18 protein-coding genes are annotated in these 22,468 nt (G+C 59.3%); 6 read left to right on the top strand and 12 right to left on the bottom strand.

Annotated features, from left to right (window positions below):
* Positions 1-168 precede the first annotated feature (168 nt).
* The 4 genes from BN1936_RS04865 to BN1936_RS04850 all read right to left on the bottom strand — a co-directional run bounded on the left by BN1936_RS04865 (position 169) and on the right by BN1936_RS04850 (position 3,869).
* Positions 169-1,413, bottom strand: coding sequence for a peptidase U32 family protein (locus tag BN1936_RS04865; RefSeq protein ID WP_049686783.1), 1,245 nt, complete (start codon positions 1,411-1,413; stop codon positions 169-171).
* 94 nt (positions 1,414-1,507) lie between these two features.
* The gene (locus BN1936_RS04860) at positions 1,508-2,128 is read right to left on the bottom strand and encodes a hypothetical protein (protein WP_049686782.1); all 621 of its coding nucleotides are present in this window, start codon (positions 2,126-2,128) and stop codon (positions 1,508-1,510) included.
* A 100-nt stretch (positions 2,129-2,228) separates the two neighbouring features.
* A complete protein-coding gene (locus BN1936_RS04855) occupies positions 2,229-3,200 on the bottom strand; it encodes a helix-turn-helix domain-containing protein (protein WP_049686781.1) in 972 nt (323 codons plus the stop codon).
* Between the two features lie 90 nt (positions 3,201-3,290).
* Complete coding sequence (locus BN1936_RS04850; RefSeq protein WP_049686780.1) at positions 3,291-3,869, bottom strand: flavodoxin; 579 nt, start codon at positions 3,867-3,869, stop codon at positions 3,291-3,293.
* A 325-nt stretch (positions 3,870-4,194) separates the two neighbouring features.
* On the opposite strand from BN1936_RS04850, the gene BN1936_RS04845 reads away from it, so the two are divergent.
* Positions 4,195-5,133, top strand: coding sequence for an AraC family transcriptional regulator (locus BN1936_RS04845; protein ID WP_022442790.1), 939 nt, complete (start codon positions 4,195-4,197; stop codon positions 5,131-5,133).
* An 84-nt stretch (positions 5,134-5,217) separates the two neighbouring features.
* Here the strand turns inward: BN1936_RS04845 and BN1936_RS04840 are convergent, their stop codons facing one another.
* The 4 genes from BN1936_RS04840 to BN1936_RS04825 all read right to left on the bottom strand — a co-directional run bounded on the left by BN1936_RS04840 (position 5,218) and on the right by BN1936_RS04825 (position 10,533).
* Positions 5,218-7,962, bottom strand: a complete 2,745-nt coding sequence (locus BN1936_RS04840; protein ID WP_049686779.1) for an autotransporter outer membrane beta-barrel domain-containing protein — start codon at positions 7,960-7,962, stop codon at positions 5,218-5,220.
* Positions 7,963-7,998: 36 nt separating this feature from the next.
* Positions 7,999-8,685 (bottom strand): hypothetical protein, encoded by a 687-nt coding sequence (locus BN1936_RS04835; protein WP_049686778.1) that lies wholly within the window; start codon positions 8,683-8,685, stop codon positions 7,999-8,001.
* Between the two features lie 229 nt (positions 8,686-8,914).
* Positions 8,915-10,195: an ammonium transporter gene (locus BN1936_RS04830; protein WP_049686777.1), complete on the bottom strand. Its 1,281-nt coding sequence runs from the start codon at positions 10,193-10,195 to the stop codon at positions 8,915-8,917.
* Positions 10,192-10,533, bottom strand: a complete 342-nt coding sequence (locus BN1936_RS04825; protein ID WP_022443030.1) for a P-II family nitrogen regulator — start codon at positions 10,531-10,533, stop codon at positions 10,192-10,194. The genes BN1936_RS04830 and BN1936_RS04825 overlap by 4 nt, the downstream gene beginning before the upstream one ends.
* A 359-nt stretch (positions 10,534-10,892) precedes the next feature.
* Between BN1936_RS04825 and BN1936_RS04820 the strand changes: the two genes are divergently transcribed.
* Complete coding sequence (locus BN1936_RS04820) at positions 10,893-11,360, top strand: CYTH domain-containing protein (RefSeq protein ID WP_022443031.1); 468 nt, start codon at positions 10,893-10,895, stop codon at positions 11,358-11,360.
* Positions 11,361-11,850: 490 nt separating this feature from the next.
* On the opposite strand, the gene BN1936_RS04815 is transcribed toward BN1936_RS04820, so the two are convergent.
* Positions 11,851-12,978, bottom strand: a complete 1,128-nt coding sequence (locus BN1936_RS04815; RefSeq protein WP_022443032.1) for a porin — start codon at positions 12,976-12,978, stop codon at positions 11,851-11,853.
* A 603-nt stretch (positions 12,979-13,581) separates the two neighbouring features.
* Here BN1936_RS04815 and cls point away from each other — a divergent pair.
* The 3 genes from cls to BN1936_RS04795 all read left to right on the top strand — a co-directional run bounded on the left by cls (position 13,582) and on the right by BN1936_RS04795 (position 16,423).
* Positions 13,582-15,204, top strand: a complete 1,623-nt coding sequence (gene cls, locus BN1936_RS04805; RefSeq protein WP_049686775.1) for a cardiolipin synthase — start codon at positions 13,582-13,584, stop codon at positions 15,202-15,204.
* Positions 15,205-15,380: 176 nt separating this feature from the next.
* Positions 15,381-16,091: an AzlC family ABC transporter permease gene (locus tag BN1936_RS04800; protein WP_049686774.1), complete on the top strand. Its 711-nt coding sequence runs from the start codon at positions 15,381-15,383 to the stop codon at positions 16,089-16,091.
* On the top strand, positions 16,088-16,423 hold the full coding sequence (locus BN1936_RS04795) for a branched-chain amino acid transporter permease (RefSeq protein ID WP_049686773.1): 336 nt from the start codon (positions 16,088-16,090) through the stop codon (positions 16,421-16,423). Before BN1936_RS04800 ends, BN1936_RS04795 begins: the two co-directional genes overlap by 4 nt.
* 203 nt (positions 16,424-16,626) lie before the next feature.
* Here the strand turns inward: BN1936_RS04795 and BN1936_RS04790 are convergent, their stop codons facing one another.
* The 3 genes from BN1936_RS04790 to BN1936_RS04780 all read right to left on the bottom strand — a co-directional run bounded on the left by BN1936_RS04790 (position 16,627) and on the right by BN1936_RS04780 (position 19,733).
* A complete protein-coding gene (locus tag BN1936_RS04790; RefSeq protein ID WP_049686772.1) occupies positions 16,627-17,871 on the bottom strand; it encodes an ABC transporter permease in 1,245 nt (414 codons plus the stop codon).
* Positions 17,864-19,084, bottom strand: coding sequence for an HlyD family secretion protein (locus BN1936_RS04785; RefSeq protein WP_049686771.1), 1,221 nt, complete (start codon positions 19,082-19,084; stop codon positions 17,864-17,866). Before BN1936_RS04785 ends, BN1936_RS04790 begins: the two co-directional genes overlap by 8 nt.
* Before the next feature lie 136 nt (positions 19,085-19,220).
* Positions 19,221-19,733, bottom strand: coding sequence for a MarR family winged helix-turn-helix transcriptional regulator (locus BN1936_RS04780; RefSeq protein WP_022443451.1), 513 nt, complete (start codon positions 19,731-19,733; stop codon positions 19,221-19,223).
* 332 nt (positions 19,734-20,065) lie between these two features.
* On the opposite strand from BN1936_RS04780, the gene BN1936_RS04775 reads away from it, so the two are divergent.
* On the top strand, positions 20,066-22,456 hold the full coding sequence (locus BN1936_RS04775; RefSeq protein ID WP_148521180.1) for an SEL1-like repeat protein: 2,391 nt from the start codon (positions 20,066-20,068) through the stop codon (positions 22,454-22,456).
* Positions 22,457-22,468: the final 12 nt, after the last annotated feature.

Raw genomic sequence — 22,468 nt, 5'->3', positions numbered from 1 at the left:
ATAATCAAAGCGGTATACCTATCAGGAGGTAACCGTGGCCCTGAATTGATGTAAGACGGTTTTCCGGTACCTGGCGTGTCCCAGAGATCGGTTTTTCGGAACGTCAAAAAAAGCGGCAGGTCCCTCCCCGGGGACGCTGCCGCTCTGGCGCTTTACCGAGCGCTTTTCTTACGCTTCGCGCGTCCGGATCACGTAGAGCTTGTCGCCCGGGCGGACGCGCTCGGGGACCTTGAACGTGATGTCGTCCTTCTTCTCAAACGAGTCGGCGGGCTTTTCGTCCGCGAAGATTTCAGTGGGCTCCGCGTACGCCGCGCCCGTCGTGGGGCCGGTGATGAGGAGCTTTTCGCCCTTTTTGAACCCGCCCGCTTCAAGCACGAATTCGGCGATCGAAGGCTTCACGAAGAAATTCACGCACTTTCCGACGTAGAACTTCTTTTCCGTCGCCTTGGTCCCGTAGCCGTTCGTGATATCCGCGACCGGGGCTCCGAGGTAGTACCCCTCCCAGAACCCGCGGTTAAAGACGGCAGCGAGTTTCGCGTCCCACTTCGTGCGGCAGGACTCGTCCCATTCACCCGCGATATAGGTCCGGATCGCTTCGTCGTAGCACTCCACCACCGTGCGGACGTATTCAGGACCGCGGGCGCGGCCTTCGATTTTGAACACGCGCACACCGGCGTCAATCATCCGATCCAGGAACCCGATCGTCTTCAGGTCCTTCGGGCTCATGATGTATTCGTTATCGACCTCGAGCTCGATATCCCGCGTCTTATCTTTCACAAGGTAGGAGCGGCGGCAGGTCTGCAGGCACTGGCCGCGGTTCGCGCTTTCGCCCCGTGTCCCGAGACTCATGAAGCATTTTCCGGAAACGGCGAGGCAGAGCGCCCCGTGGCAGAACATCTCGATCCGCATCGGCTGCCCGGAGGGTCCGAGGATCGGTTCCGAGACGATCGCGTCGTGGATCCGCTTGACCTGTTTGAGATTCAGCTCCCGCGCGAGCACCGCGACATCGGCGTACGCCGAGTAGAACCGGAGCGCCTCCGTGTTCGAGATGTTCATTTGCGTCGAGAGATGCACTTCCACGCCCGCTTTCTTCGCGTAGCCGAGCACCGCGGCGTCAGACGCGATGATCGCGGAAATGCCGGCCGCTTTCGCGGCGTCCACGATTCGCCGCATTTCGTCGAGTTCCTCGTCGTACACGATCGTGTTCACGGTGAGGTAGCTTTTCACGCCCTTATCGCGGCAGAGTTCCGCGATCTCCCGAAGGTCATCAATCGTGAAGGCGTTCGCGGAGTGCGCCCGCATATTGAGCTTTCCGACCCCGAAGTACACGGCGTCAGCCCCGGCCTGGAACGCCGCGTAGAGCGACTCGCGGGAACCGACAGGAGCCATGATTTCAAAGTCAGAGCGGAGCATAAAGGGAGAACCACAAACGGAAAAAAGCGAAAAAAATAAGAAGCTCCCGCATTCTAGGCGAAAGAGCTTCTTCTGTTGAGCCGCTGAGCTTGTATCAGGCGAGCGACGCCATCACGTCACGCAGGAGCCTGAAACCGGAGTCGAGCACCGAGAGCACCGGGGTCTTGAAGCCCTTCATCTGCGGGGCGAGCGCTGCCATCGAGGGCTGCGCGAGGAGAATCGCGTCCACCGTGCCATCCACCTTCGCGGCTTCGGCGGCGAGAGCTTCCCGCGTCACATGATGCGTTTCCACCGTGACATCAAGCCCGCGGCGGTAGGCGAGGTTAAGAAGCAGCGTTTCGCTCGGGTGAAGCGCGGCCTTCGCGGTGCCGAAAATCGCGAAGCGCTTCCCGATCTTCAGCGCGTCGAGGATCATCCCTTCATCGATACGGACGATGCGGGGGTTGAAGAAGCTCGCGAGCGCGGTCGCGGTGTTGCCGTACACCACGCATTCATTCAGGATCGCGTCGCAGCCGACATTTTCAGCCGCTTCGTAGAGGTGAAAGAGCGCCCGGTTATCAGCAGGGGTAGGACCGGATTCGGAGAAGGTGGGGTTGAGGAGCCCTTCACCGATAAACTGACGCACTTCGATACCCGGAAGGTACTGTTCGCAGAGCGACCGGAGGAGAGCGGAGGAACCGCTTGACGTCTGGACAATGCCAAGAATCTGAGCCATGGCTTTCTATCCTTTTTGGAATTTTTTGAGTTACGGGAGTTGGTGACTCTTGAGTGACTTCAAGGATAGCCGGAATCAGAGCGCCCGGTGCGCTGCGGGGTTACACCGCGCCCCCTTCGCCCTTCTTCCAGTGATTCGGCGTGACGCCGAATCGGAGCCGGAACGCTCGGGAAAAATGCTGCTGCGTCGCGAACCCGTTCCGGTCAGAAATCGTGCGGAGGGGGAGGCGTGAGAGTTCGGGGTCCCGGAGGTCGGCGGCGGCCGCCTCCACCCGGATCCTTACGAGTTCATTCATCGCGGTGGTCCCAGCGTCCCGGAATGCCTCGGTGATGTAGCGGGTCGTGACCCCGGCGTCGGAGGCGATCTCCTCAAGCGACAGCCCCTTTTCCGCTCGGCGGCGCGTCATGATCCCGAGGACGGTGGTCCGGAGGGTGCCGAGCGCCGCGCTCGGGTGCTTTGCCCGGCGCATCGGGAGCGCCTCAATCACGGGCGGGAGAAAAGCGGGGAGAGCGGAAGCGGCCCGCGCGAAATCCTCATCCCCATAGAGGAACGCCGCGCGGAAGAAACTTTCGAGAATCCGGATAAAGGCGTCAGAGGCCCAGCCGCTCCCCTGGATCCCGGTTTTCGGGATCTGGCGTCGGGGGATTTCGTCTGACTTCGGCACCGCCGCAAGCGGGAGCGAAAGCAGAAAAATCTGGCTTCCCGCAGGGGTAGTGATCCTGAGGTCTTCGCCATCCAGAATCGGAACAAAGGATCCTGGGGTCACCTGGAGCCTTGTCTTTCCTTCAGCGATTTCAGATGTTCCCGCCGCGGCGAAGAGAAGGAGTAGCCGGGCGTCGTCTGACGCGGCGACGGGTTTCGCTTTCCGTTTGAAGACAAGCCCCGGACCTTCGGCTCGGGCGGCCGCGATTCCCCCGGCCTCCCGGACACTCACGCGGAAGCTGAGTCCCGATTCCGCCGCTTTCCCGCTCCCCGCCGTGAACCCAAAGGGGGCGAGCGCTTCCGTGAGATGCGCGAGGTTCTCGTCAGCGTTGAAATCAGGACGCGGTGTCAGGTCAGACGTGATCGGCATAAAGAAAAAGGGGAAGGCATTAAAAAGTCTTCCCCATTCTCCTACAGGCGTGAGCCCCGGGCAAACCGCGCCGGGGCGACGAGTCTACGGTCAGAAGCCGCTCTTCTTAAGCCACGCCTTCAGTTCCGCGTCGGATTTCCGAGCTTCATCTCCCGGCACCCAGAATTCAGGCTTGATTGTGGCCTCCGGGCAAAGCTTATGAATATCCGCGACGACACCCGCCGGGGACGAGCTCCCCGAGGTCGTTACCGGGAAGACGGTCTTTCCGGCGAGCGGATGATCCATGAGGAACGTCCGCATCGGGGTATCAAGGTGCCCCCACCAGAGCGGGGCGCAGATAAAGATCGTGTCGTAGCCCGAGAGATCCGGAATCTTCGTCTTGATTTCACGGCGGCTCCACTTCCGGATTTCTTCCCGGGCGCCGTCCGTCATATCGCTGTAGCGGGGGGCGTAGGGAACCTTCGGCTCAATCCTGAGAATCGGGGCGCCGGTTTCGGCGTGGATCCGCTCCGCGAGGTACGCGGTGTTCCCGGAGCGGGAGAAGAGGATGATGAGCGCCTTCGCTTTCGGCTTTGGGGCGGCGAAAAGCGCGGGAGAGGCGGCGGCGATCGCCGCGGCTGAGACACCGGTGAGGAACGTCCGGCGCGAGATAAATTTTGTTTGGTTCATTGCGTATAGCTCTTGCTTTATTGTTTTCTTCGCTGCTTGCGTCTGAGGACAGGCCGCACTCTGATTCATAGAAGAGGCTTCCATCGGGGCTTACAGCTTTGCCTCAGGCGTTTACAACTTTTTTCTGATGGGTTGAAGTAAAAATTACTTCAACCCCTTAAAATATAAAGGAATTCCTCAAAAATATCAGTTAAGTATTTGAGAATATCCGTCAAGAAAATGGGGCTTCGCGGTCTCATAATCCGCGCCTTTTTCGCGTTAATCTAAAAGGCGAAACCACAAAAAAATCCCGGCAGCAATAGAAAAAGATGGAGAGCTTTTTCCTATGAAGAATGCAGCATTGGAGTCCCCGGATCAGGTCCGACGGCGCCGCCAGATGTTTGAGCGGCTGGACGGGATCTGTCCCACCCCCGAAATTCTCTACTCCGACATCACAGGCGTTTCCGTTTATCGGCGGGAGAGCGACGACGTGATCGACTGCAATGGCGGAAAAGAGATGGCGTGCTTTGTTGTCTCCGGCACGAAAGAAAATCATATCGGCGGCCGGAAGTATGTCTACACGGAGGGGGAGTGTTTCGTGTCCTCGCTCTGCGTCCCGGCGTTCTTCCACTCGGTCGGCGCGTCGCACGAAAAGCCCTATATTTCGGTCGGCCTGCAGTTCGAGCCCGAGATCATCGCGGAACTCACGAAGCGTGACCCGATCCCCCACCCCGACTGGATCCCGGATGAGCTTGGGTTTGTGTTCCAGGCTCCGGAGCCGCTCGCGGACGCCTTTGACAGGCTCTCGCGGCTTCTTGAACACCCCGAGGACGCTCAGGTGCTGCAGCCCCTCGTGTCCCGCGAAATCCACTACTGGATCCTGAAGTCGCCCGCCGGGAAAACCATCCGGCAGCTCATGATGCCGGGGACCCGCTGCCACGCGATCACGGAGGCCGTGCAGTGGATCCGGTCTCACTACCGGGAACCGATCCGGGTGGATGAGCTTTCGGACCGCGTCCATATGTCGACATCCGCTTTCCACCGCGTTTTCAAAACCGTGACGGGATTTCCGCCGCTGAAGTTCGTGAAAATGCTGAGGCTTTACGAGGCCCAGCGGCTCATGGTCCGGCTGGGCTGGAACGTCACGGACACGGCGTCCGCGGTGGGGTACGAAAGCGCGCCGCAGTTTATCCGCGAGTACAAGCGCCTTTTCGGAGAGCCCCCGATGAAGGACGTGAAGCGGCTGGAGACGCAGGATGGTCCGGGCATTGTCCGTGTGATCTGACGCCGATTAGATTCAAAAAGAGAGGAGGGCAGTCCGCAAAAGACTGCCCTCCTGTTTTTTTGAGCTCAGGAGATTCGGCTTTAATCAGAAGCGGAACCCCGCTTCAAATCCGACATTGAACCCCGTGTCGTGCGCGTAACCGGAAGTGAGGTTCGCGAAGACCCGTCGTCCGGGGCTTTGGAGCGACGCGGTGCCCTGGATCACAAAGCCGTCCCGAGCGCCGCGCTCTGTCCGGGTTTCAAACGAGGTGCCGGGGTACCCAGCGAACGACGCCGTGGTCGTGTAGCTGCTTCCCGTGAATTCATGCTTCCAGCCCGCCGTAAGGTTCGCGGCGAGCCGCAGCCCGGTTTCGGTTCGGGAGAAGCCTGAGAGGTGACCTCCGACAGTTGTGGCGAAGGTGTCTTCGCTCCCGCCTTTGATACGGAGATTCACGCCGTCACCGCCCCGCTCCGTAAAGCCTTCGCGGTGTGTCACGCCGTACTCCGCGGTAACGATCGGGCCGAATGACACATTCCCGGCGTAGAAGTCTTTTCCAAGCGTGGCGAGGCCCGACGCTCCGACACTCGTATAGTGGCCTTTCGCCGTACGGCGATAGTCACTGATCGCGATACGGCGCTTTGAGTGGTTCTCATCAAACCCGACTCGGACGGCCCCGGCGATATAGAAGCCGTTCCACGCGTCCGGCGAATAGAAGGCGTGGGTTCCGACGGAGAACCCAGCGGAATTCACGCGGTCATTGTGATTCTGATGGAGTGACGTGTGACGCCCGATAAGCCCGGCATCGAGCCCGAAGGTCAGACCGTCGCTCGCGTTCCGTTCGACGCCTGCGAGAATGCCAGCGGCCGACCCCCGGTAGTCCGCGTGCCCCGAGAGCCCGTGCCGCAGCGTTCTCGAGGCGAACGGTATCGCATAGCCGGTCCACTGTGAAATGGGGAAGCCAGACGCGGCAGCGCCGTCCGGTGCCGCGGGATCCGCCTCCGCTTCGAGTTTCGACGCATGGACCCGGGAGAAGAGCGCAGTGTTCGCGGCGCTCATGCCTCGGAGCTCCGCGTCCGCGGCGGCGTTATAGGTTTCGGCGGAAATCTGCGAAAGCGCCGCGTCCACCGCCGCGCCGTTCGGAAGGTAGTCGATCGTGCGGATAAGAGTCTGGGCGTCACCTTCCGCGGCCGAGGCAAGCCCGAGCACCCCGGATCCCGCGCCGCGGGCAGCGGGCGATGTCCCGTACTGGCTATAAGCGTTGCTCGGCCGCTCCACCGTGATTGTGGGGGTCGCGCGGCTCCCGGACACCCGGAGTGTCAGCGTGGGGGAGCGGGTCGAGGCCTTGATCGTGCCCTCCCACTCGAGATTGCCGCCGTTCAGCGTGACCGCCGAGTGCCGCGCGGTGATGGCGGTGCCGGTGCGGTAGTAGGTTTCGGGCGGCGAGAGGAGCCACGTCCCCTGAAGGCTGCTCCCTGATTCCCCCGTGGCGATTTCGCCGAGCGTTCCGTCCGACAGGATCGGCGTCGCGAGCGTCGCGTTTTCGCGATTCGTGAAGGCGGCTGTGGCGGCGACTGACGCCTGGGTTCCAAGTGTGAGTGTCGCGTCGTTCCGGATCGAATAGACGTTAGACTCCCCTGTCAGCGTCAGGTTTCCGCCGATGACGTTCAGTCTGATCGTCTCAGGTCCAGAAATCGAGCCGCTGTAGGTGAGGCTGAAATCGGGGTCGGCGGATGACGTGTCAGCGCTTCCGTCCGCCGCGGTCCGGTATCCGAAATTGAGATCCGTGTAAAGCGGGACATCGGCTTCCGCGGCCGCCTCTTTATTCACGACGGAAAGGGTTTCACCTTCGTCTGTTTCGATCGCGAGGTCGGGGTCCCAGTCTGAGATGATGTCTCCGGTGATTGAAGCTCCCCGCAGGATATTGATCGCGGAAACGAGCGCGTTTTCGCCGATATAGATCGCGGCGTCCGACCCCGAGAGACTCCCCGAGAGGTCGTACGAACTGACGAGCGGCCCATCGAGGTTCAGCTGAAATCCTTCCCAGAGCTCCGTGACAGGCTGGTTTTCTCCGTAGGCGAAATGGATAAAGGAACCCCGATACCCATAGAAATCCGCGATCGCGTTGTGGCCGAAATCAAACCGGATCCCGATACCGCCCTCGCCAGGCGCGGAAACCGTCCCCGACTGGATCAGGCGGTTCTCCTTCCCGTAGGCGAAAAGAAGGCCGATGCCGTGAACGCCGGAGGACGACACAGTCGTTCCCGCGGGGACGATGATCGTGTTCCCCGAGCCGTCGTTCCGGATTCCGACCGCGGCATCGCCTGAAGCGGCGATCGGCGCTGCCTGCGTCACGGTGTTCCCGCTTCCGAACACGTGAAGACCGACCCCAAGCGTCGTCCCGTGGCTGTAGCCGTATTGATTCGTGACCGTGAGACCGTCGTTATAGATTGAGTGGCCGTAGAAGAGGCTCCGATCGATCTCATAACCGATGTCCTGCAGCACCGCGAGCTCCGCTTCGAGGAGCATCGTGTAGTTCCGGTACCTCTGATGGCTCATGAGACTGCGTTCGAGTTCGAGGTGAGAAAGCTCCGCGTAGAACAGCGTTATTCCGTAGTCTTCGTAGAAGTAGTCCTGGTAACCGTTCACCGGAATGGAGTTGCTGAAGGCGCCGTTCAGCACTTCGCTCACGTGGGGCCCCCGAAAGTACACCCCGGAAGTGTTGTAGGCGGAGACGAGAAATTTCCCGCTGTCCGCCGGGGTGGGAGTGACGGTCTCTCGCAGTTCATCCGTGCGGTACGGGGAGGGAGTCAGCGTGATGAGGGTGCTTGCCGTCGCCCTGACACCGGGCACGGTGGGATCGGGTCTGAAGAGCTGGGCCGCCTCGTCCTAGACCATGCAGGAGTATAGGTGGGACGCGAACGGCGTCAGATTGCTCTTATCGAACCAGATCAGATCTGTTGAGAGCGTCTCCGCTGTCGTGATTCCTTCATTTGGCGCAATGATGCCGAGCGAGTGTCCGAGCTCATGCACGATCACCAGCGCGAACACGGTGCCCGCTTCCTCGAGAATCGGGTAGAGGTAAGGAGTCGGGGTGGCAATGTCCGACGCATTGTCAGCTTCAAAGAGTATCTGCACGCCGCGCGTCAGCTGATCCTTCGAGACAAGATCGAAGATCGGCGTGTTATAGGTGCCATCGGCGTTTTCGGAGCCTTTGATATAGGAGGATGACGCGTTGTCATCGTGTTCCACATAAACCGCCATCCGGCCTTCTGAAGCGTACGTCTTTCCCTGCGTCACGTATCCGAGCGCGTAGTTAAGCGCCATCTCGACCGAGTTTTTCTGATCGCTCGAAAGCGTCCCTTTCGAGGTCACTGGCTCTGTCGCCTGGTCTCCTTTCACCGGATCCGGAGGCGTGAAAACATCCCCCTCGTCATAAAAGTCGATCGTGAGGAGCGGGTCGCCTGAAGCCGAGTGAGCCTGAGCGGTAGTCAGCGCAAAGGCTGAAGCCGGAGCGAGAAGCGTAAGGCTGAGCGCGAGACTGAGCGCCGAGCGACGGAATTTTTGGATCGGCATGCCGGGAACGAGGTTTTTGTGCGGAGCCTTGACTGGCTCTCTGATGTCATTATTATCGCTACCGGTTTTAATAGCTTGGCTATTTAATTTTTTCTTATCTGTCTCGTTCTGCTTTAAAAACCAGAGAAAAATCCCTGAACCGACGTAAAAAAGAGGGGAGGTGCGTCTGGCGTGAGCCAGACTTCCTCCCCCTAACTTGACGGCAAGTGATTCCAAAAAAAACTTTCTGTTATTCGATACGTTCTCCGTGGAGCGCGAGGTCGAGACCGATCTGTTCGTCGTCCGCGGATACGCGGAGCCCCATCACCTTATCAATCACGTAGAGGATCACGCCGCTCATGAGACCGCCGTAGACCAGCGTCGCGATGACGGAGAGCGCCTGGATGCCGACCTGCGTCATGACAGGCGGGAGATCGGTGCCGGTCACGCGGGCTGTCGCGAAGACACCGGTGAGGAGGGCGCCCACAATGCCGCCCACGCCGTGCACGCCCCAGCCGTCCAGCGCGTCGTCATACCCAAGCTTCCGCTTCAGGATCGTGACGGACCAGAAGCAGACGAGACCTGCCGCGATACCGATCGCGAGGGCGGGAAGCGGCTCCACAAAGCCAGACCCCGGAGTGATGCCGACAAGACCCGCGATCGCGCCAGAAATCATGCCGAGCAGCGAAGGCTTCCCGCGGTACGCCCATTCGGCTGCCATCCAGGCGACAAGACCGCCGGCCGCCGCGATCTGGGAGACCACGATCGCCATCGCGGCTCGCCCGTCCGCCGCGAGACCCGCCCCGCCGTTAAAGCCCATCCAGCCGACCCAGAGCACCGCGGCGCCGATCACCGCGATCGTGAGGTTCGCGGGCTGCATCGGGGTGACGCCGTAGCCCTTTCGTTTCCCGAGCATCAGAGCGCCCACAAGACCCGCGATACCAGCGTTGATATGAACGACCGTGCCGCCCGCGTAGTCGAGCGCGCCGAGCTTGAAGAAGAAACCGTCAGAGGCCCACACCCAGTGGCAGATCGGCGCGTAGACCGCGAGGCTCCATACCACCATGAAGGCGAGCATCGCGGAGAATTTGACGCGCCCCGCCCAGGAACCCGTGATGAGGCAGGCGGTGAGCACCGCGAACGTCATCTGGAACACCGCGAAGAGGAGCTGCGGGATCGAGCCCTGCAGCGTATTGACGCCGATCCCCTGCATCCCGAGGAAGGAGAGACCGCCGATAAAGGAGTTCCCTTCCGAAAACGCGAGTGAGTAACCGATCACGAACCAGAGAATCGTGACCACGCCGCAGATCGCGAAGTCCTGCGCGATCGTGCCGAGAATGTTCTTTTTCCGCGCCATGCCGGCGTAGAAGAGCGCGATCCCGGGGATCGTCATGAAGAGGACGAGGACCGTCGCGACCAGCATCCACGCGGTGTCGCCTTTATCAAGGGTGTCCGCCGCGAAAGCGGAGACGCTCGCCGTGAGGCCGGAAGCGGCGGCCGCGAGTTTCAGAAGTGTGGTGCGGAGCGTCATGACAGTGCCTCCTCGTTTTCCTTTCCGGTACGGATCCGGAGCGCGTATTCAATGGGAGAGACGAAAATCTTTCCGTCTTCGATCTTCCCCGTGCGGGCCGCGGCGCAGATCGTCTCGATCGTGGTGTCGAGAACGTCATCCGGCACCACGATCTCGATCTTCACCTTCGGGAGGTAATCGATTTCGTATTCGGCTCCGCGGTAAACCTCGGTGTGGCCCTTTTGCCGGCCGTGCCCCCGGACTTCAGTCACCGTGATGCCGGAGATTGAGATTTCTTCCAGCGCGTCCTTTACGGCGTCCAGCCGGTAAGGGTGGATGATGGCAGTGATGAGCTTCATAAGCGTCTCCCATGCGGTTTTCGAGTGCCGGCGCCCCGAGGAAGCGCCGGAAGTCTTTTCTTATCCTCGATCTCGCATAATCTGTGCCAGATTTTCAAAATCCCGAAAACGCCTGTTTTTATTGGCGGGTCACCTCAGGCGCTCCAAACCGGTGCACAGATTCGGGTCGCGCGGGTTCCCTATCTCGGTGAATCGGTACCAAAAACTCTCACAAAATCAGGTTTTAAGAATCACAGATAAATTATTGTGATAGCGGTGATCGACGGTCCCGGCGGCTTACCGCGGTAAAAAGTGCGATAGTTAGCGAACGACAGAATTGAACCGGTTCCGAGGAACCGCGGAAAAAATAGGAGTCCGCTGTGGGAAAAGAGATTGAACGGAAGTTTCTCGTGAAGGGGGACGCGTGGAAAGCGCTCGCTCCTGGGATCCGTTACCGCCAGGGGTACCTGAATAGCAGCATCGACCGCACGGTGCGAGTCCGCACGATCGGGGATCAGGGCTTCATCACGGTGAAGGGACCGAATAACGGGATCGCGAGGCTCGAGTTTGAGTACGTTATCCCGGCAGATGACGCGAACGAGATGCTGACAGAGCTCGCTGAGAAGCCTCTCATTGAAAAGAACCGCTATCGGATTCTTCGGGGGAAGCACGTCTGGGAAGTGGATGAGTTTCTCGGGGAGAACGCGGGGCTCGTCGTCGCGGAGATTGAGCTTGGAAGTGTCGATGAGCCGTTTGAGAAACCGGAGTGGATTGGAGATGAGGTCTCAGGCGACCCCCGCTACTACAACTCAAACCTCGTCGCCCACCCGTATTCCGAGTGGAAGTGAAGCGGCCTCTCTAAATAGAAGAACCCCGGAAGAACGCGGTTCCTCCGGGGGGCCTCAGAACGGCGATGGGTGAAGTCGCAGTTTCTTTGCTTTTTGCTGCTGATTCAGTACGCGTCTTTTGTGATACGGGAATCGCGGAATGCGACCGCGGTTTCCTCTTCACTCTTATTAGAGCATGAGGGGTTCCGGCTGAAAAGCGGAATGTGATCGGAAATAAAACCGATAAACCGCCTAATTCGTTCTTTTTATGGCTATTCACAGAGAATCCGCTCCACTCCTGCCAGCCCTGGGAAATCAGTCTTTTCCGGGTGATTTTTAAGCCGCGGAAAGCGGCGGCAGTTGAAAAAATGTCACGGGTTTTTGTGTTGCGGAAAAACAACAAAAAAACCAGCTCCCGGATTCTTCAGAGACAAAACAAAGCCCCCGGAGGCTTTCGCTTCCGGGGGCTTCACTGAATCAAATCAGTGCAGGCTTTAATCTGAATATCAGATTAGAACTTGTGGACGAGGCCAGCCATCACGCCGACGGCGGACGGGGTCTGATCCTTATCCTTCATTTCAGCCTTCTGCTGAGCGTAGGTCACGCCAGCGTAGGCGTTCGTGCGCTTCGAGAAAGCGTAGGTGTAGCCGAGAGCGGCTTCCCAGCGCTTGTACTCGTTGTCACCCTGGACTTCTTCAGCATCGCGGTAAGAGACACCGGCGATAACCGTGCCGCCGAAAGCCGGAGCCGTGGCGCCGAGGGAAATGCCCCAGCCTTCGTAGCCGAGGTTGCCCTTCTTGTCGATGGTGCTGGTAGTGGCCGTGAATTTATCAAGACCGCCTACGCTGTTCACGAGGGTAGACTGGTTGTCGAAATAGTTCACCTGACCGTAAACGCGGACAGCCTTGAAGTCGTAGTTGCCGCCGGCGATGACGCTGAAGCCGTTATCGACGTTCTCGGTAGCCTTGGCAACGTTCTTCCACATCGTGTAGTCACCGATCAGGCCGAACTGCGCGGGGCCGTTCTTGTAGCTCACACCGAGAGCGGCGTAACGATCGACGTCAGAGGAGTTCTCGTCACCGGTCTTCGTGCCGTCGTTCTTGAAGGAGTACTGGGCGCGGATTTCGAGGCCCGAGAAGGACGGGGAAACATAGGTGAGGGAGTTGTCAATACGGCCCCAGTCGGTACCGGTCTGAGCCTTGATGCCGGCGTCGCCCCAGAGGACGGAGAACGGCGAGAAGATGCCGCCCATAGCAGCCGCGCCAGCGGTGCTGATCAGCTTGCCTTCACGGCCGGCGTACAGGGTACCGTACTTGCCAGCGATATGCACGGAAGCTTCACGACCGAAGAGGCGGGACATCGTTTCGGTGCCGTCATCGGAATTGAAACCGTTCTCGAGGTTGAAGCCAACCGTCACGGAACCGATCTTTTCATTGCCGCGCAGACCCCAGCGGGAGCCAGCGGTCTGGCTGGACGCCATGGAGAACGTATCGGTCGAAGCGGTCTTGCCGTCATCAGCGCGATAGTGGGTGTAGTTGAGGCCGGTATCGATAACGCCGTACAGCGTCACGGACGGAGCGGCAAAAGCGGAAGCGGCAAAGGAGCCGAGCAGAGCAGCAGCGAGAAGAGTCTTTTTCATCTTTTCTAACCTTTGATTGTCATCCCTTAGGAGTACCAGAAACTAGTTCTCCCGGGATTGAATTTTTAACCACGGGGTAATTAAAGCATGAGAAAAAGCGGATGAAAAGAAAGATTTCTCCTCTGTAAAGCGGGTTATCGGCCTCCCTGAGAGGATTAGGGTAATCATCTTATAGTTATTAATGGAAAATAAACAGTCACTTATATAGAGCCTCGTATCCCGGGAAACAGTTTCAGGAACCCGAGCGTGCAGTGCTTGCATCTGTTGCAAAAACGCAACAATTGAGGAGAAAAACCACAATTGGTTCTGAAATGCCGGGCCGCACCGCGCCTCTGTTTCGGTCTTTCCGGAAAAAGCGACCGCATCCGTCCGCCTGCTTTTTTTCCGGTTTTTGAGTCCACCGGAAATCCGGTTTCCGCGCCTCAGCCGGGCGTTTTCCGCGCCCCGCAATTCCCCACCCAAGGGTGCCGGCTCCCTCTCCAACTTCAGCGCCTGTTAGGAAAAAGAGACCGCACGCACTCTTCGCTTCCGAGAACGTAAACAGGTACTCATGGAACGGTTATTCTTAATAGAGATGCATTACAGAAAAAGACCGGACTGAGAATGGAAACGGACACCGAACGAGCGAGACGCCGATTTAACCGCGTGAAGCGTGAGACCCTGAGACGGGGGAAACGCATCGCGAGCCGCGGGAAACGAGGCTTTTTTTCCATTCTTTTCAGCCGCTCGGGGCTGATCGGGGTGATGCTCCTCGCACAGCTCATCCTCTTTGTCGCGCTGTCGCTCTGGATCCAGCCCTACGCCTCGAAATACTTCATGATTTCGGGGACGATCGGCGGACTCGTGGTGCTTTACATCATCAACAGCCGCTCGGACTCCACCGCGAAGATCACCTGGCTCTTTCTCATTCTTCTGATGCCGCTCTTCGGTATCGCGCTCTATATCTATACGCAGACCGATATCGGCCACCGGAGGCTGAAGCGGCGAGCAGCGAAGATCATCGGGGAAACGAAACACTCGATCCCTCAGGATCCGCGGGATCTCGACGCGCTCTCGCGCGCCGGTTCCGATATCTCAGGGCTTGTGTCCTATATGAATGAGACCGGGTGCTACCCGGTGTACCGGAACGAGGGGGCGGATTATCTGCCGTCCGGCGAAGCGTTTTTCAGGTCTCTTCTTGATGACCTCTCAAAAGCCCGGCGCTTCATTTTTCTTGAATTCTTCATCATCGATGAGGGACTCATGTGGGGGCAGGTGCTGAAGATCCTCGCTGAGAAAGTGAAGGCTGGGGTTGAGGTGCGGGTGCTGTACGACGGGACGTGTGAGTTCGCGCGGCTCCCGAGCGGCTACCCCGATTACCTCCGGTCGCTTGGGATCCAGTGCAAGGTCTTTTCCCCGATCTACCCCTTTGTCTCCACAAAGTACAACTACCGCGATCACCGGAAGATCGTCGTGATCGACGGGGAAACCGGGTTCACGGGCGGCGCGAACCTGGCGGATGAATATATCAACCGGATCCACCCCTATGGGCGATGGAAAGACGCGGCGATCAGGCTGCGGGGGCGGTCCGTGAAGTCGCTTACGCTCCTCTTCCTTCAGATGTGGCACGCGGATGACGGAGACATCTTTATCGGAGACCTTCTGAAAGGCGAAGACGCCCGCGTGAATCTCATCGAAGGGGGCTTCGTCATTCCGTTCGGCGACAACCCGATGGATGAGGAGAAGGTAGCGGAGAACCTCTATATCGACATGATTTCGCGCGCTGACCGCTATGTCTGGGTGATGACGCCGTACCTGATTCTCGATGGGGAGCTTGAGGCGGCGCTTGAATTCGCGGCGGACCGGGGCGTGGATGTCAGGATCGTGTGCCCATCGCATTCGGACAAATATCTCATCCACGCGCTCGCCCGCAACACCTTCCGGCAGCTCATTCACGCCGGTGTCCGGGTGTTTGAGTGGCAGCCTGGGTTCGTGCACTCGAAAGTCATGGTGTCGGACTCTGAAAAAGCGATCGTGGGAAGCATCAATTTCGATTACCGCAGCCTCTATCACCACTTTGAATGCGGCGTTTACTGCTACCGCACGCCCTGCATTGAGGAGATCGAGCGGGACTTTGAGGCCACGTTCCAGGACTGCGTGGAATTTACGGAGGATCGGCTGCACCGCGTGAGTCTCTTCGAACGCGGGTGCGGCGCGGTGCTGAAGGTGCTGTCTCCGCTCCTCTGAGCCGGTCTTTTTGCGGTATTACGCCTAAGGTGCCAATTCGGAAGCCCGTTTCGGGGTCACCTCGATTTACTTCTTTTATACTGAACCGCACGGGCCGCCGGGTATAAAGAGGCGGCTTTGATCATCTTATGGGCCGCGGCGGGAAAAAGCGGCTCGAACGCTTAATACACACAGTCATGGCAGTGAATTCAATCCTCAGAGCCTTCGCGCCGGCCGCGAAAGTGACGCTGCCCGTCGGAACGGGGTACCTGTTCCTCGGCGCGGCGTACGGTATCTATATGCACGTGAACGGGTTCTCCGTCTGGTACCCGGCTCTGATGGCGTGGCTGATTTACGGGGGGTCGCTAGAGTTCGTCGCGGCTTCGATGCTGCTCTCCCCCTTCGCTCCGGTGACGACGTTCTTTGTCGCCTTCATGATCCAGGCGCGGCACCTCTTCTACGGTCTCGCGATGCTCGATCGCTTCAAGGGACTCGGCTGGAAGAAGCTCTATCTCATCTTCGGGATGAGCGATGAATCGTTTGCGCTCGAATTTGCGACCAAGGCTCCGGAAGGAGTCGACTCCAGCTGGTACATGATGTGGATCACGTTCCTCGACCGCATGTATTGGCTCGGCGGCGCGGTGCTTGGGGCGACGCTCGGCAGTTTCCTCACCTTTGACACGAAGGGGCTGTCTTTCGTGATGACCGCGATGTTTGTCGTGATTTTCCTCGAGCAGTTCCTCAAAGAAAAGCATCACTGGACCGCGTGGATCGGGTTCGGGGCGTCGCTCGGGTGCCTCGCGATCTTTGGGCGCGACTTCTTCATGATCCCCACCATGGTGGTGATTCTGTTGCTCCTCACCGTTTTCCGGAAGCCGATTGAAGAGAAAGGAGGGTATGAGGAATGACGATGCCGCTTTGGGAACAAGTGATCACGGTCGCGCTCTGCATCGCGGCGACGATGCTTTCCCGCTTTCTTCCCTTTATTCTCTTTTCATCCCGCCGGCCGACCCCTCGCTATATCCAGTACCTCGGGGCGACGCTGCCGGCCGCGCTTTTCGCGATGCTCGTGGTTTACTGCCTGAAGGGCGTTGATCTCTTCTCGGGTACGCACGGCCTCCCGGAATTCATCGCGATCGCGGCGACCGTCTTCCTTCACCTCTGGAAGCGGAACATGATGATCTCGATGGCGGGCGGCACCGCGGTCTACATGTTCCTCGTGCAGATGGTGTTTGTCTGAAGCAGAGCGGAACGGACATCCAGAAAAAACGAAACCCCGGAAGACGTGAATCTTTCGGGGTTTTCTGTCGCTGCGGGCGGGGTTTGATTCCCGGCTCCGCAGAGGCCTGTTTTTTGAGGCAGGACTTAGCCAGCGGAAGCCTAAGCTCCCGCGGTGACGCTTCTTATGTTACCAAAAAGCGAACCTGTGGGAAGCCTGCGGCGTTACGCCGCTTCGCCCGGCACCTGAGCGAGAGCCGCGACCTGCCGGTCACGGATCCTGAGAAGCCTGCGGCGCTCAAGGTAGAACCGGAGTGTCACGAGCATCATGAGCGCCGTGACGTAGAGGATGTATTCGCCGTAAGGCCCGATCATCTGCGAAAGCGTCATGCCGCGGAACGCGAAGTCGCGGTATATCGAGTACTGCCACGTGAGCGGGAAAAGGTGCGCGAAGTACCCGCCCCAGCCCGTGAGTTCCCCCATCGCCATCGTCATGCCGCCCATGATGAAGCCGGGCGGCACCACGAAGATCATGAAGGATGCGCCGTTTGCCGGTGTCTTGAAGCTCCAGGTGATCAGCATCGCGATGAGACCGATCGAAAACGGCAGCATGAAGAGACTCGGGAGGTACGCGAGGTAGTTCCCCTTAAACGGCATGCAGTTGAAGAGCACAAGACCCGCCGTCATGATCGTGACGGCCGCCGTGTACCCAAGGGCGTAGGGGATCAGCCGCGCGATCATTGCGGACGGCCCCCGGTTCAGAATCGCGTTTTCCCACTGCCCCATCACGTGGACGCGGCCCGTGAGCATCAGGGTCGTAATGCCGAAAAAGATCCCGGAGAAGAAGTAAAGGAACCCTGCGATCGTCACGGGGACGAGCGAATTCGTCGGGTTAAAGAGCCGGCGGATCGAGACCGTGAGCCCCGAGGAACCGGAACTCTGAGCGCTCGCGGGACCGAGCGCCTGGAGGTTCTCGGCGTTCACCGGGATCCCTTCCTGCGCCGCGATCTGGTTCAGTGACTCAAAGACCTCACCGTTCTGAGCCGGGTTCCCCATGTCGGCTTCGTAGCCGATGTTGTAGGGCGTTGTGCCGTTCAGCAGTCCCTTCTCAAACCCCTTCGGAATCACCATGACGCCGACCACGTTGTCGTGACGCGTCAGGTAAACCGGGTCCACGGGCGTATGGAACACCGAGGCGATACGGATATCGCGGGATGAGTCCACCGCCTGGATGAACTTCGCGCTGCGGGCCGAGTGGTCAAGATCGACCACGGCGACCGGCGCCTCAATCACGCCCATCTGGGTGAAGAGGATGCTGAATATGAGAGCCGTGAGAAACGCGGCCATGAAGCAGAGCTTGTGGTACGGGATGAAGTGACCGCTCATCATCGCGCTGATCTCTTCATAGATCGAGTCCGCGATGTCGCGCCGCCACTTCGCGAATCCCGAGAGTGACGCTTCCTTAGTCATTGATCTTCACTCCGATCGACATCCCGGGGATGACACCGGGCTGCGGGGTCACATAGATCCGGGCGACAAGCGATTTCAGATCCGCCTGGCCGCGTTCACGCGTGCCACGGAGGTCGGCGAAGGCGGGCGCTTCGTGCAGCACTCGCACCGTCCCGGTGACGGTCTTCCCGGTCGCCGTTTCACCCTTCACGGTCTTTCCTTCCGCGAACTTCGCGGCGTCCTTTTCGCTCACGTAGATTTCGTAATACTGACGGTTCGACTCGAGCAGCACGGCGGGGCTCCCCGCGGGAACGATTTCACCCACCTGGTACATGACTTTGAGGATCTTGCCGTCCTCAGGCGCCTTGATCGTGAGGCGGGACTTCTCGACCTCGAGCGCGGCGAGCGCCTGCTTCAGCTGTTCGCCCGCGGCTTCCAGCTGCTTCACCTTGAGTTTCTGCGTTTCGATGCTCGCGCGCGTATCCGCGATCGCGGCAAGCCTCATCCCCTGAGCGGAGCCGGTTTTGGCGAGACGCGCGAGATCTGACTTCGACGCTCCGACCGTCGACGCGTCGAGCTGCTTCCGGGCGGTGGTCACCGCGGACGCGGCGCTTTCCCAGGTGTTTCTCGCGGAGTCAAACGACGCCTGCGAAATCGCGTGCGACGTGATCAGGTTCTTCGCGCGGTCATAATCCGCCTTCGCGCGCTTCTCAGTCGCTATGGCGGAGTCGAGATTCGCTTTCGCGCCTTCAATCGTCCGCCAGGAGTTCTTTTCCGTGGTGCCGGACGCGGTGAGGCTCGTCTCAATCGTGCGCTTTGCCTCTTCAACGGCGGCCGCGTTTTCCGCGATCTGAGCCTTTGTCTTCGCAATCGAGATATCGGTATCGGTGGAATCGAGCTCCATCAGGACGTCACCCGCTTTCACCATGCGGCCTTCAACCGCGGGGCGGGAGACAAGCTTCCCGGACACCTTTTCAAAGGCGGTGTTGACGTCCTCCGCGGTGAGCGTCCCGTACTTCTGGCTCTGCGCGAGCGTATCCGCGTCGCGGCGGGGCCCGAGCACCATGAAGGTCGTGCCGACCGCGATCAGCACGGCAAAGACAATGAGGGGTTTCAGGAGCGCTTTCTTCCCGGGGCCCTTCCCGAGCGACTGCGGGGTGGGAGCAGCCGCCGCTCCGGATTCTGCCTCGGCCGCGGGGGCAGAGGCTGCGTTCTTCTTTTCTTCTTCACTCATGATGAATCACTTTTTTAATCAATAAACCAACAAATCAATTGTTTAGCTGACTAACTATTTTCACAGACCAAACCGGCCGGCAGCGGGGGGCAAAACGCGCCTCAGCGCTTCGGTCGGTTGAGAGAGTGGGAGGGGATTATTTAGCCTCGGGTTTCGGAAGGAGCTTATCGAGCAGCGCGAGAAGCTCTTTCTGTTCGTCTGGCGTCAGGCGTCCGGCGAAGTCCATCACGCGCTTGAAGTGCCCCGGGAGGAGCTGATCGAGCAGCGCGAGTCCGTCCTTCGTGATCGTGACCAGCTTTTCGCGAGCGTCTCCCTTCATGCGGCGGACAGCGATCAGCGGGTGCGTCTGAGCTCTCATGCGGGAAAGCATCACGGAGATCGTGGGTACCGAAACACCGACCCGCGCGGCGAGTTCCTTGATGCTGCAGCCCTTCGGAATCGTCTTCAGCGCCATGAGAAGCACGAACTTCCCCTCGCTGATCCCGAACTCATTCTCCATATAGGAGATGATTTCCTGATTGATCAGATAGCCCGCGTTGATCAGATTGAGGACGAGCGCGGGGGCTTCCGGTGAAAACGGAATCGGCGCGGCCTCAGCGGTCTTCATGAGAACATCACGTGTAGGGAGAACCCGGACTTTGTAATTCATGAAAATAGTTTTCGTGGCTAATAATTAGGTAGCTAATTATATCTGTAAAGCCGAGAGCGTCAACGCCTTGTATCCCATGTATGGGTGTGTTTTTTTGAGAGGCTCTGCGGATAGGCGGTCTGCGCGGAAGAGGATCTGCTGATTCCTGAAACCGGGATCCAGCCTCGGGGTGCCTGAAACCGCCCTTTGCCGTAAAGAAGCGATGAAACGATCCGTGTGAGACAGGAAAACCGTCAGTTGCGATTGAAATTCCCCGGTAGATCCAAAATAATAACGGCATAACGATTGATTTTTCACCCAGGCTGCGGCCTGATGGGTGACGGTGCCAGGCTGTGACTAAAAAGAAAACGGTTGTGATGGATGAATTCACGTCGGAGGAAGCGCTTGACGCGGCCTCCAAGATTGAGCATCTCCTCCATACGCCGTTTTTCGGGAAGCCCCCGTGCGATTCATTTGCTCAGGCCTGGGCGACTGACGAGATCCGGGCGAAAGCGCTTGAATTCGTCCGTGACCAGCATGCTGAGTTCCATGAACTCGCGGAATACGCCGATAAGGAATACGGCTGGGGCGTGGGGCTTTATGGAAGCCGCCGCGAGGGTCCCGCGATCTACGGTTCGCACGGCGCGCCGGGCGTTCCGCTGATGCCCCCGGCGCTCTGCCCCGTGATGCCAGGAGCCGAAATCCCATGTGACGTCCGGGCGACCCGCCGCTATATCAATGGGTATGACGGCGAGGTGTTCGTGCAGCCCGCGGGGAGCCTCATGAATCTCGCCGCCACGGTGCCCGGGCTCCGGGTTTTCGAAAAGACACTCGCGAGACCGGGCGTCCACCGCTTTTCCTTCAATGCCTGGGCGCTCTTCGCGTTCCCGGCATCGGCGCCCGAAACCGAAAGCGCGCAGGAAGTGCTCGCGGACGCCGCCTGGAACCATTTCCGGATGGGAGATAAAGACGCGTTTAAGCCGGAGGAGCCGAGCTGCGCCCTGATCCCGGTGATGCCGGTGTCGTTTTTCAAGGACGGGCGCGATAAGGCGCTTAAGGATTATGTGAACGGGAACGCCTGCACGTACGCGCTGCACTCCGTGATCCGGTCTGTCGAGGAAATGACGCTGCTTGGCGAAAAGTACTGGAAGATCGAAGCCGCGGTGGATGAGAAGGATCCTGCCGCGGTTGACACCGTGCTCCCGATTTTCTGCCCGGAATTGATCTGGCAGGGTGAGGTGCCGCCGGCTGTCGGTATGCGTTTTGCGGGCTTTATCTGGATTGCGGCGCGGTTCCTCCCTGAGGGACCGCTCGAGCCGCTCCTATCCCGGGCGGATCTCCTCGCTGACGCGATCACCCGGGCCGAATCCGGTGACGTGCAGGCGATGATTGAGCTCGCGGATATCTACACCGAAGGTTTCCGGGTCGGAAAGGATGATGCCGAGGCGTTCCGCTGGTATAAGGCAGCGGCTGAATCGGGAAGCATCGATGGTCTTATCGGGCTCGCGGACTGCTATAAGGAAGGTCGCGGCACGGAAAAAGATTCTGAGGCCGCGAAGGCGCTGCTTCTTCGGGCCGGGTCAGCCGGCAGCGGAGAGGCGTTTAAGGAACTCGGAGATCTGATTCACGAGGAGAGCCATTCGTCTGAAGATGAAAAGCAGGCGCATGAAGCCTACCAAAAGGCGGTGAAGCTCGGCGCGACAGAAGCCTACGCGTCTCTCGTCATCGAATGCTTCACGAAGGACTTCCGGAGAAAGCAAAAGGATCCGGTGCCTCTCGCCCTGAAGTACACGGCGGAAGCGATGAAAGCGGAAACCGATCCCACGACGCTCCTCATGATTTCGCATCTCTTCACCGTGGTTCAGGATCCGCGGCTCTTGAAGCCCGCGGCCGATCTCGCTGAAAAAGCGGCGGAAAGCGGTGAGGCAGCCGCGCTTTTCATACTCGCTACTTACTACGCCCATGGAGTCGGACGGGATCCGGATCCGCGGAAGGCAGCCCAGCATCTGAAGGCGTTTGGGGAGGCGGGCGACGCGCGTCAGAAGTTCGAGGCGGCGCAGATACTTCTGAATGGAGATGACGGCTACCGTAAGGATACGAGGGCCGCGTGCCAGCTTTTTGAAGCGTCGGCCAGGATGGGAAGCCCCGACGGCGCGGGGGCATACGGCTACTGCCTCGTGAATGGCTATGGAAGCAAACAGGATATTGAGCTTGGCCTCCGGTGGCTGAGGAAAGCCCGTTACGAAGGCTCCGCAAAGGCGTGTTTCGAGTATGGCCAGATGCGGATGGATGGGCGCTTCGTACGTAAGAACCGGAAGGACGGTGAGCAGTGGATCAGACGCGCCGCGGAACAGAACCTTCCGGTGGCGCTCCTCTATCTCTCAGACGGCTACTTTTATGGGGACGTCTTTAAGCAGAGCATTTCGCAGGCCATCTCCTGGCGTCTCCGCTACTACGCCGCGATACCGCCCGAGAACGCCGCGGAAGATGTTCTGAACTTCATGGGCGCCTGTTTCGATAAGGCGTCCGAGAAGCAGATGGCGGAACTCGCGAGAGTCGTTGAGAAAGCCGCGGACGCCGGTGTTCCGGAAGCGATGGTGGCGGTCGGCGACTACTACATGCTTGGTTTCCACGGATTCAAAGAGGATCACGACGAAGCCTTCCGGTACTACCGGGAAGCCGCCTCTCTCGGGAATAAGGAAGCCGAGGAACGGATTGAGAATCTGAAGAAGTTTCTGAAGTGACGGATTGATGAT

Source organism: Dakarella massiliensis, from assembly GCF_001182045.1.
Classification (GTDB): Bacteria; Pseudomonadota; Gammaproteobacteria; order Burkholderiales; family Burkholderiaceae_F; genus Mesosutterella; species Mesosutterella massiliensis.
This window is presented reverse-complemented; position numbering and strand designations above follow the sequence as displayed.